This is a genomic window from Stenotrophomonas sp. (assembly GCF_032061965.1).
In the GTDB taxonomy this organism is placed as follows: Bacteria; Pseudomonadota; Gammaproteobacteria; order Xanthomonadales; family Xanthomonadaceae; genus Stenotrophomonas.
The window spans coordinates 1-8,547 of record NZ_DAMBEF010000076.1; the positions used below are offsets into that span (position 1 = coordinate 1).

The 8,547-nt window shown below is 63.1% G+C and carries 12 protein-coding genes; 1 reads left to right on the plus strand and 11 read right to left on the minus strand.

All coding sequences use genetic code 11. The features are described from left to right. Positions 1 to 171 precede the first annotated feature (171 nt). The 11 genes from RT460_RS19130 to nudE all read right to left on the minus strand — a co-directional run bounded on the left by RT460_RS19130 (position 172) and on the right by nudE (position 7,538). Positions 172 to 687 carry a hypothetical protein gene (locus tag RT460_RS19130; RefSeq protein WP_313321317.1) on the minus strand — a complete coding sequence of 172 codons (516 nt, stop codon included), beginning with the start codon at positions 685 to 687 and terminating at the stop codon, positions 172 to 174. 457 nt (positions 688 to 1,144) lie between these two features. Further along, positions 1,145 to 1,387, minus strand: coding sequence for a hypothetical protein (locus RT460_RS19135; protein WP_313321318.1), 243 nt, complete (start codon positions 1,385 to 1,387; stop codon positions 1,145 to 1,147). Positions 1,388 to 1,490: 103 nt separating this feature from the next. After that, a complete protein-coding gene (gene gcvH / locus RT460_RS19140; protein ID WP_313321319.1) occupies positions 1,491 to 1,886 on the minus strand; it encodes a glycine cleavage system protein GcvH in 396 nt (131 codons plus the stop codon). Between the two features lie 85 nt (positions 1,887 to 1,971). Continuing rightward, positions 1,972 to 3,093: a glycine cleavage system aminomethyltransferase GcvT gene (gene gcvT / locus RT460_RS19145; protein WP_313321320.1), complete on the minus strand. Its 1,122-nt coding sequence runs from the start codon at positions 3,091 to 3,093 to the stop codon at positions 1,972 to 1,974. An 88-nt stretch (positions 3,094 to 3,181) separates the two neighbouring features. Then, positions 3,182 to 3,613, minus strand: coding sequence for an NfeD family protein (locus RT460_RS19150; RefSeq protein ID WP_313321321.1), 432 nt, complete (start codon positions 3,611 to 3,613; stop codon positions 3,182 to 3,184). A 3-nt stretch (positions 3,614 to 3,616) separates the two neighbouring features. Next, positions 3,617 to 4,585, minus strand: a complete 969-nt coding sequence (locus RT460_RS19155; protein WP_313321322.1) for an SPFH domain-containing protein — start codon at positions 4,583 to 4,585, stop codon at positions 3,617 to 3,619. A gap of 52 nt (positions 4,586 to 4,637) precedes the next feature. After that, a complete protein-coding gene (locus RT460_RS19160; RefSeq protein WP_313321323.1) occupies positions 4,638 to 4,940 on the minus strand; it encodes a DUF962 domain-containing protein in 303 nt (100 codons plus the stop codon). 38 nt (positions 4,941 to 4,978) lie between these two features. Continuing rightward, complete coding sequence (locus tag RT460_RS19165) at positions 4,979 to 5,302, minus strand: YnfA family protein (protein ID WP_313321324.1); 324 nt, start codon at positions 5,300 to 5,302, stop codon at positions 4,979 to 4,981. Then, entirely contained in the window at positions 5,299 to 6,117 is an 819-nt protein-coding gene (gene mazG, locus RT460_RS19170; RefSeq protein WP_313321325.1) for a nucleoside triphosphate pyrophosphohydrolase, read from the minus strand. The genes RT460_RS19165 and mazG overlap by 4 nt, the downstream gene beginning before the upstream one ends. A 72-nt stretch (positions 6,118 to 6,189) precedes the next feature. After that, entirely contained in the window at positions 6,190 to 6,990 is an 801-nt protein-coding gene (cysQ, locus tag RT460_RS19175) for a 3'(2'),5'-bisphosphate nucleotidase CysQ (RefSeq protein ID WP_313321326.1), read from the minus strand. Next, positions 6,990 to 7,538, minus strand: coding sequence for an ADP compounds hydrolase NudE (gene nudE / locus RT460_RS19180; RefSeq protein ID WP_313321327.1), 549 nt, complete (start codon positions 7,536 to 7,538; stop codon positions 6,990 to 6,992). The genes cysQ and nudE overlap by 1 nt, the downstream gene beginning before the upstream one ends. Positions 7,539 to 7,662: 124 nt before the next feature. On the opposite strand from nudE, the gene RT460_RS19185 reads away from it, so the two are divergent. Further along, a complete protein-coding gene (locus RT460_RS19185; RefSeq protein ID WP_313321328.1) occupies positions 7,663 to 8,397 on the plus strand; it encodes a 16S rRNA (uracil(1498)-N(3))-methyltransferase in 735 nt (244 codons plus the stop codon). The last annotated feature ends 150 nt before the right edge of the window (positions 8,398 to 8,547 follow it).

The window sequence follows — 8,547 nt, forward strand, 5'->3', positions numbered from 1 at the left end:
GCCTATGCCGCTACATTAACCGCGTGACCTGAGCAGAAAGCGGTGGGTCATTACATGTCCGGGTACATCGCGCACTTCGCGGCTGGCGCCGCGGCTGCCGGACGCGCATAAAAAAACTCCCTCCCCGCTGGGCAGTCGGGGAAGGAGTTTCAGGTATTACTTAACGCTGGATCAGATCAGCGGTGCCGGGGTTGCCGGCAGTGCAACCGGAGCGGCCTTCTTCTTGCGAGCGGCCGGCTTCTTCTTGGCAGCAACCTTCTTGGCTGCCGGCTTCTTGGCAGCAACCTTCTTGGCGGCCTTCTTTACGGTCTTCTTGGCAGCTGCCTTCTTGGCAACCTTCTTAACGGCCTTCTTGGCAGTTGCCTTCTTGGCGACCTTCTTGGCGGCCTTCTTTACGGTCTTCTTGGCAGTTGCCTTCTTGGCAACCTTCTTGGCGGCCTTCTTTACGGTCTTCTTGGCGGCTGCCTTCTTGGCAACCTTCTTCACTGCCTTCTTCGCAGTCTTCTTCACTGCCTTCTTGGCAGCTGCCTTCTTCACGGTCTTCTTGGCGGCTGCCTTCTTGGCAACCTTCTTCACTGCCTTCTTGGCGGTTGCCTTCTTGGCAACCTTCTTCACAGCAGCTTTCTTGGCAACTTTCTTTACCGCCTTCTTGGCGGCCGGCTTTTTAGCAGCTTTCTTCGTGGCCATGGGATGTTTCCTCGTCAGTGATCTATGGAATTGAAATGCCCAGTTGAAACAAATCCGCGGTGGGTTGCGGAGGACCGACGACGCGTCCTAGCGCGTCGTGACGGATACAGAAACACCCGCAACGGGTCCCGCTGCGGGTGCCGGTTTGAAATCGGGGGGGTGTTTCGCGGAAGGAAGCGAGTCCTGCTCCACCATTGAGAAGATCCTGGCGGACGTCCAAGTTGTGCTTCGCGTCTGAATGTTGATCCGGCTCACTCGCTTCCGCAGGAAAGGTCTGCTGGGCGAAACCTAATCACGGTTTTTTTTACTGTCAACTACTCCGACGAAAAATTTTTCGCCGCCCCCACCTTCGACGGTACCCGCGCCACCCATCCTCGACCGGGCGTCATGCGCGCTGAAACCACCTGCAGCATCGCCAACAAAAACACGAATGCAAAAAATCCCCGGTAAAAGCGCACTATTTTTTACAAGCATGCACGCAGTGCGTTCGTGTCACAGCGGCGCGCCTGGTGCCATGAGCGCTGACCGCAAGCGCCGTCGACTTCGATAACCGCCCCTGAATTTTTTTTCCGAACGGTGAAGCTTTGACCAGCAACAGCATCGATTTGCGCAAACTTTTTGCCGGCTCAGCGGCGTGCATGACACCGGCGATGAGGCTGTTTCGAAACCGCGCATGCGCATCTCGAACCATCGCGGACATGTCTGTTCCCTTCCAATGGAGCGCCCACATCGTCACGCGACGCTGACACCAGCGCATAAAAAAACGGCCGCCGTTGGCGACCGTTTTTCCGGAACTGCAGGACTCAGTGGTCCTCGTTCTCCAGCATCTCGGCGTAGTCGTCCGGACCAAGCAGGTCGTTCAACTGTTCCGGTTCGGAAACCTCGACGACAAACAACCAACCTTCGCCGTAGGCATCTTCGTTGATGGTTTCCGGCTTGTCGGCCAGGGCCTCGTTGACTTCAACGACGGTGCCGGACACCGGGGTGTACACGTCGGACGCGGCCTTGACCGATTCGACCACGGCAACGCCGGTACCGACCTGCACGCTGTCGCCCACTGCCGGCAGCTCGACGTAAACCAAGTCACCCAGCAAACCCTGGGCGTGATCGGAAATACCAACGGTGACGCGGCCATTGCCTTCGACACGGGCCCATTCGTGGGACTTGAGGAACTTGAGGTCGCCGGGGATCTCGCTCATGGAACTACTCCGAAAAAAACGGTGGTCGGGAAGGATCGCTAGTTTAACCAACCGGGCACGGGCTGGCGCCCGCCCCGGTCATGAATCAAAGGTTGATGCCGGCCTGTGCCTGGCCGTCACGCACGAACGGGAACTTCACCACGCGCACCGGCACTTCCTTGCCGCGGATATCCACGCGCACGTCACCCGGCTCACCGGCCGGCACGCGTGCAAAGGCAATCGCCTTGCCCAGCGTCGGCGAGAACGTACCGGACAGTATCTCGCCCTCGCCATTGGCGGTGAGCACCTTCTGGCCGTGGCGCAGAACGCCCTTGTCATCCATCACCAGGCCGATCATCTGCCGCGCGTTGCCAGCCGACTTCTGCGCTTCAAGTACCGGACGGCCGATGAAATCGCGCGGCGTACCGTCAGCGGTGTCGTCCAGGGCAACGGTCCAGGCCAGTGCCGCTTCGTACGGACTGATGGCTTCGTCCATATCCTGGCCATAGAGGTTCATGCCTGCCTCCAGACGCAGCGTGTCGCGCGCGCCCAGACCTGCCGGCTTCACGCCTGCGGCCAACAATGCATTCCAGAACGCGACCACCGCATCCTGCGGCAGCAGTACTTCGTAGCCGTCCTCACCCGTGTACCCGGTGCGCGCAACAAACAGCGGCACGCCGTCAGTGGATTTCAATTGCAGGGCGGCAAAGCGCCCCAACTTGGCAAGTGCGGCGCGATCGTCCTGCGCCACCAGCCCGGCAACCAGGTCACGCGCCTGCGGGCCCTGCACCGCGACGATGCCAAGGTCCTCACGCTCGATGACTTCCACGCCAAACGCTGCCGCGTGCTGGCGGATCCAGGCCAAGTCCTTCTCGCGGGTGGAGGCGTTGACCACCATGCGGAAGAAATCCTCGCCCAGGAAATACACGATCAGGTCATCGATGACACCGCCCTGCGCATTGAGCATGCACGAGTACAGCGCCTTGCCGGTGACCTTGAGCTTGTCGATCGAGTTGGCCAGCAGATGGCGCAGGAACTCACGGGTGCGCGCGCCCTTCAGGTCCACCACGGTCATGTGGCTGACGTCGAACATGCCGGCGGCGCGGCGCACAAGATGGTGCTCATCGATCTGCGATCCGTAATGGATCGGCATATCCCAACCGCCGAAATCGACCATCTTGGCGCCGAGTGAGCGGTGGGTTTCGTTGAGCTTGGTCTGCAGGGTCATGGCCGTTCCACGAAAAGGGGAGCGCCATTATCCCAGATGGTTCCAGGTAAAACCTGCGGCACTGCCACAAGACATTGCCGCTGCCTGTTCAGACCGGCTGCACTTTCAGCGTCATGCCGTCGACCGCTACCACGCGCACCCTGCTGCCACTGGGCAGGTCTGGCCCGGTGACCACCCACAATGCGTCATCGGCCTTGGCGCGGCCGCTGCCGTCGATGATGGGCTGCTCCAGCTCCAGGACGCGCCCCACCAGCTGTTCCGCGCGGCGGTTGAGCAAGGGCTGGTCGCTTTGACGGGCGCGGCCACGGAACCAGGTGCGGTACACCTGGATGGCGACAAAGCTGAGCACCACGAACAGCACCACCTGCAGCAGCACGGTCATTCCTTCGAACGCCCAGACCAACAGGAACACGATTGCCGCGGCGATCCCCATCCACAGCATGAAGGCACCCGGCGCCAGCGCTTCGAGCGCGAACAGGGCCACGGACAGCGCCGCCCATGTCACCACTTCCCAGCGCACGGCTCAGCGCCCCATCGGCGGCGGAGTGCCGCGTGCCGCTGGCCGGGTGTCGGCCTGCTTGGCGAAGGCTTCCTTTGCCAGCTCGGCCACGCCGGCGATGGAGCTGATCACGCCCGTGGTTTCCATCGGCATCAGCACCAGCTTCTGGTTGGGTGAGTTGGCCAGTTCGCTGAAGGCCTCCACGTACTTCTGCGCGATGAAGTAATTGATCGCCTGCACGCTGCCATTGGCAATCGCGTCGGACACCATCGTGGTGGCCTTGGCTTCGGCTTCGGCCAGGCGTTCGCGCGCTTCGGCATCCCTGAATGCAGCTTCCTTGCGGCCCTCGGCTTCCAGCACCGCCGATTGTTTCTGGCCCTCGGCACGGAGGATCTCCGACTGGCGGATGCCCTCCGCTTCCAGCACGGCGGCACGCTTGTTCTGCTCGGCCATCTTCTGCTGCTGCATCGACTGCACCAGGTTGGCCGGTGGCTGGATGTCCTTGATCTCGATGCGGGTGACCTTCACGCCCCACGGATTGGTGGCGTGGTCCACCACGTTCAACAGCTTGGCATTGATGGTCTCGCGCTGGCTCAGCGATTCGTCCAGGTCCATCGAGCCGATCACGGTGCGGATATTGGTCTGCACCAGGGCGATCATCGCCACTTCCAGGTTGGCGACCTCATACGCGGCCTTGGCCGCGTCCAGCACCTGGAAGAACACCACGCCGTCCACGCGTACCACCGCGTTGTCCTTGGTGATCACGTCCTGGCTTGGCACGTCCAGGACCTGTTCCATCATGTTCACCTTGCGGCCCACCCCATAGACGATGGGGATGAGGAAGTGCAGGCCGGGGGTCATCGTGCTGGTGTACTTGCCGAAACGCTCCACCGTCCACTCATAACCCTGCGGCACCATCCGCACTGTCTTGAACAGGATGATGATCCCGGCCACCGCCACGACCAGAGCCAATACTGCTGCGCCACTCCCCATTACCCTCTCCCTGTGCCGAGTCTGTGTTTTCGAGTATAGGTCCGGCGCCGGGCTATAGACGCACCCGGCCGCGCAGGATGTCGACAAACATCACCCAGTCGCCGGCAAATGAATAGAAGGGATGACGGAAGGTCGCCGGGCGGTTTTTCTCGAAAAAGAAATGCCCAACCCAGGCAAAGCCGTAACCGCACAGCAACGCGACCAGCAGCCAGCCCCATTGGCCGCGCCAGATCGCTGCCAGCAGACAGGCGAGCACGCCCCAGCTGCCGATGAAGTGCAGGCGACGGCTGATGCGGTTGCTGTGTTCCTGCAGATAGAACGGATAGAACTGGCGGAAGCTGCTGAACTGCGACATGGCCTGCTCCAGGAACCGGAGCGGCCAGCATAGGACCTTCAGTTGCCGCGTGGCGCGAACATGATCACGGCCATGCCCATCAGGCAGAGCGCGCCGCCCAGCAGATCCCAGCGGGTCGGCTTGACCGAATCCACCAGCCATAGCCACAGCAACGCCACACAGACGTACACGCCGCCGTAAGCGGCGTAGACCCGCCCGCTCGCCGTCGGGTGCAGGGTCAGCAGCCAGGCAAACAGCGCCAGGCTGGCGGCTGCAGGCAGCAGCAACCAGGGGCTGCCCTGCTTGCGCAGCCACAGCCACGGCAGGTAGCAGCCGACGATCTCAGCCACGGCGGTAAGCAGGAACAGCGCAAAGGTCTTCATTCGACGCTGCTCTTTTCATCCTGCTTTACCGCCTGCCACAGCGCTTCCTGTTCGCTCAGGGACAGCTGCTGCATGCCACCGCGTGCCCGTGCGCGCTCCTCCATTGCACGGAAGCGCCGTTCGAACTTGAGGTTGGCCTGGCGCAATGCGCTACCCACATCGACCTTGGCATGGCGGGCCAGATTGGCGCAGACGAACAGGACGTCACCCAATTCTTCCTGCAGTTGCGCCGAGTTGTCCGCACCTGCGGCCGCCGCCTCGAACTCGGCCTGCACTTCGTCCACTTCCTCGCGCAACTTGTCCAGTACCGGTGCCGCGCTGGGCCAGTCAAACCCGGTACGGGCGGCGCGCGACTGCAGCTTGGTGGCGCGCTGCCATTCCGGCAGGCCACGTGCGATGCCGGCCAGTGCCGAGCTGTCCTGGTCGCCCTTGGCAGCGCGCTCGGCACGCTTGATGGCCTCCCAGTTGGCACTGACCTCACCGGCATCGGTGACCGCCGTATCGGCAAAAATATGCGGATGCCGACGCATCATCTTGCTGCTGATCGAGGCCACCACGTCGCCAAAATCGAAAGCGCCCTGCTCGCTGGCCATCTGCGCATGGAAGACCACCTGCAACAGCAGGTCGCCCAGCTCGTCCTTCAGTTCGCCCAGGTCATTGCGGTCGATCGCATCGGCCACTTCGTAGGCCTCTTCCACCGTGTACGGCGCGATGCTGGCGAAGTCCTGCTGCAGGTCCCAGGGGCAGCCTGACTGCGGGTCGCGCAGGCGCGCCATGATCTGCAGCAGGGACTGGATATCTTTCAGGTCGGACATGGTTGAGTGTTCCTTACGACAGCGCCGGCATGGGCCGGCGCGGGATTGATGCTGTGCACGTGCGGCAGGGGCTTACAGCCCCGCCACCCACGTCTGCCAGGGCAACGACGCGTCGCCCAAAGCCACGAAATCACCGTTGAGCAGGCGTGGCCGCTGGTTGTACTGGAAGGCCTCACCGGTATCGGCAGCCAACACCACGCCACCGGCAGCCTCAAGCACACACTGGCCGGCTGCGGTGTCCCATTCGCTGGTCGGGCCCAGGCGCGGATAAACATCCAGCGTGCCTTCGGCAATGCGGCAGAACTTCAATGAAGAACCCTGCGCAACGAGCTCGATCTCACCCATGCGCGCCAACAGTTCCTCGGTGCGCGGGCTGCGGTGCGAGCGGCTGGCCGCCACCCGCAACGGCAACGCCGGTGGCACCTGGGTGATGATGACGTCCTCGCTGCCCCCGTCACGCCGGTAGGCCTTGCCGCCGCGCTCGGCGTGCCAGACCACGCCGGTCACCGGCGCCTGCACAACACCAAATACGGACAGCCCGCCATCAATGAGGGCGATATTCACGCTGAACTCGCCATTGCGCTTGATGAACTCCCGCGTGCCATCCAGCGGGTCGACCAACCAGTAACGCTGCCACTGGCGGCGGGTTTCCCACGGTAGCTGCGCCGACTCTTCGGACAGCACCGGGATGTCCGGGGTCAACTCGCCCAGGCCCTGCACGATCAGCCGGTGCGCGGCCAGATCGGCGGTGGTGACCGGGCTGTCATCGGCCTTGCACTGGATATCGAAGCCGCTGGCATAGACCTGCATGATCGCCGCACCGGCACGATGGGCGATATCGATGACGGCTTCGCGCAGCGCGGAGTCGACCATCACGACTGCTGCCCCAGCCACTCGCGGGCAATGAACAGTGCCGCTAATGAACGGCCCTCGGAGAAATCTTCGCGCAACATCAGCTGGTCCAGTTCGGCAAGCTTCCAGGGCACCACTTCCAGCTCCTCTGGCTCGTCGCCGAGCAATCGTTCCGGGTAAAGATCACGCGCCAGCACCAACCAGGATTGGTGACTCATATAAGTAGGTGCCAGGGTCAGGGCACGCAGCGTATCGAGCTGCCGTGCACCGTAACCGGCCTCTTCCTTCAGCTCGCGGTCGGCGGCTTGCAACGGCGTCTCGCCCGCATCGATACGGCCCTTGACCAGGCCAAGCTCGTAACGGTGCAGCCCGGCGGCGTATTCACGCACCAGCAGCACGGTTTCGTCGTCGAGCATGGGCACCACCACGACCGCGCCATGACCGCGACTGACCAGACGCTGGAAATGACGGCGTTCGCCGTTGGAAAACTCAAGATCCAGATGTTCCTGGCGGAACGGACCGATGGCTTCCTCGGTGATGCCGTGGATCTGCGGGAGCCGGCGGCTCATGCGCAACGCCCGGCACGGCGCCAGTAGACCGATAGAATGTGCATTGGCAGATACGTTTCCATGAGCCTGAAATGCTAACAGACCCAGCCCTTGCCCCGTTGTCCACCCGTCATGGTGAAATGCGATGCGCCTGACCCGCTGTCCGATCGAGGCGTCCTTGGCCGTTGGCCAAACCCTGGCCCTGCCGGAAGACACCGCCAATCACCTGGTACGGGTAATGCGGCTGCGCGAGGGGGATGGCTGCGTGCTGTTCAACGGCGATGGCAACGATTACGCCGCCGTGCTGGTGGGCGTCGGCAAGCGCGAAGTCACGGTGCGGATCGATGCCGCGCAACCGCTGCACAACGAATCGCCGCTGACCATCACCTTGCTGCAGGGCATCGCCCGTGGCGAGAAAATGGACCTTATCCTGCAGAAGGCGACCGAACTGGGGGTCAGCGCAATCGTCCCGGTCAACGCCGAGCGCACCGAAGTGAAGCTTGACGCGGCGCGCGCGGAAAAGCGCATCGCGCACTGGCGTAGCGTCGTGGGCTCGGCCTGTGGCCAGTCGGGACGCGCTCGCATCCCGCATATCGGCGCACCGCAGGCGCTGGCCACGGCGGCGGCAGGCTTGCCCGAGCACACCCTGCGCCTGACCCTGGACCCGGAAGGCGAACACCGGCTAGCGGGGCTGCCCGCTGTGCCGGCCAATGGCGTGGTGATTGCGATTGGCCCGGAAGGCGGCTGGTCGCCCCGTGATCGCCAAGCGTTGGCCGAGGCCGGCTTTCAAGGGCTGCAGCTGGGTCCACGAATCCTGCGCACCGAGACCGCTGGACTGGCAGCGATCGCCGCTTTGCAGGCACAACTGGGCGATCTGTAAGCGCCCGGGTAGGCGCTCGGATCGGCGGAAACGCCCCTGCGTAGCCCGGGTAAGCGCAGCGCACCCGGGGTGTTGAGTTCGCGCGGCGGGTCAAACCATCGCGTTGGCGCTGGCAGATTGCCGGGAATGCCCCTGCCGAGCATGGCTCGG